The sequence below is a fragment of the Streptomyces sp. rh34 genome (assembly GCF_002551245.1).
Taxonomy (GTDB): Bacteria; Actinomycetota; Actinomycetes; order Streptomycetales; family Streptomycetaceae; genus Streptomyces.
This window is the reverse complement of record NZ_NTGZ01000513.1, coordinates 1-1687: the sequence shown is the minus strand read 5'-3', so window position 1 is coordinate 1687 and position 1687 is coordinate 1. Positions and strand designations below refer to the sequence as shown.

At 71.5% G+C, this 1687-nt stretch carries 1 protein-coding gene; it reads left to right on the top strand.

Translation table 11 applies throughout. The features are described 5' to 3' along the window. Positions 1 to 183 precede the first annotated feature (183 nt). On the top strand, positions 184 to 1687 hold a 1504-nt coding region (gene uvrC, locus CR470_RS37805), incomplete at its 3' end, for an excinuclease ABC subunit UvrC (protein WP_097872276.1).

The window sequence follows — 1687 nt, the reverse complement described above, 5'->3', positions numbered from 1 at the left end:
GTGCGGGGCCGCCGCGCTGCGCCGCCGGAACCGTGCCGGGCGATCCTCGGCCGCGGACGCCTGAGCGCCGGCTCCGCCGGACCGCAGGCCCGCGCTCCGGGGTGCGAACACCCCACGGCACCCCGGAGCGCGGCACCACCCGAGGACGACGCGCTGTCACTGCCCGCAAGTAGGGTGTGAGACATGGCAGACCCCTCCAGCTACCGCCCCAAGCCGGGACAGATCCCCGACTCCCCGGGGGTCTACAAATTCCGCGACGAACACCGCCGGGTGATCTACGTCGGGAAGGCCAAGAACCTGCGCCAACGCGTGGCCAACTACTTCCAGGACCTGGCGGGCCTCCACCCGCGGACGCGCACGATGGTCACCACCGCCGCCTCCGTCGAATGGACGGTCGTCTCCACCGAGGTCGAGGCGCTCCAGCTGGAGTACTCCTGGATCAAGGAGTTCGACCCCCGGTTCAACGTCAAGTACCGCGACGACAAGAGCTATCCCTACCTCGCGGTCACGCTCAACGAGGAGTTTCCCCGCGTCCAGGTCATGCGCGGCGCCAAGAAGAAGGGCGTGCGCTACTTCGGTCCGTACGGCCACGCCTGGGCGATCCGCGAGACGGTCGACCTGATGCTCCGCGTCTTCCCCGTCCGCACCTGTTCCGCCGGGGTCTTCAAGAACGCCGAGCGCACCGGCCGACCCTGCCTGCTGGGCTACATCGGCAAGTGCTCGGCGCCCTGCGTCGGCCGGGTCACCCCCGAGGAACACCGGGAGCTGGCCGAGGACTTCTGCGACTTCATGGCCGGCCGCACGGGCACCTACATCCGCCGCCTGGAGAAGGACATGATGCGGGCGGCCGAGGAGATGGAGTACGAGCGGGCCGCCCGCCTCCGTGACGACGCCGAGGCCCTCAAGCGGGCCATGGAGAAGAGCGCCGTCGTCCTCGCCGACGCCACCGACGCCGACCTGATCGCCGTCGCCGAGGACGAGCTGGAAGCCGCCCTCCAGATCTTCCACGTGCGCGGCGGCCGGGTGCGCGGCCAGCGCGGCTGGGTCACCGACAAGGTCGAGGCGGTCGACACCTCCGGCCTCGTGGAGCACGCCCTCCAGCAGCTGTACGGGGAGGAGCGCGGCGAGGCCGTCCCCAAGGAGGTCCTGGTGCCCGCCCTGCCCGAGGACGCGGAAGCGGTCTCCCAGTGGCTCGCCGAGCGCCGCGGCTCCCAGGTCAGCCTGCGCATTCCGCAGCGCGGCGACAAGAAGGACCTCATGGTCACCGTCCAGCGCAACGCCCAGCAGGCGCTCGGACTGCACAAGACCAAGCGCGCCTCCGACCTGACCACCCGCTCCCGCGCCCTGGAGGAGATCGCCGAGGCGCTGGGGCTGGACACCGCGCCGCTGCGCATCGAGTGCTACGACATCTCCCACCTCCAGGGCGACGACGTGGTGGCCTCCATGGTCGTCTTCGAGGACGGCCTCGCCCGCAAGAGCGAGTACCGCCGCTTCCAGATCAAGGGCTTCGAGGGCCAGGACGACGTCCGCTCGATGCACGAGGTGATCGGCCGCCGCTTCAAGCGCTACCTCCAGGACAAGGAACGCACGGGGGAATGGGAGGAGACGCCGGGGGCCGCCACCGGCTCTGCTCCCGCCGCCACCGGCCCCGCGCCCGGCCCCGCGGCCACCGGCCCCGTCCCCGCCC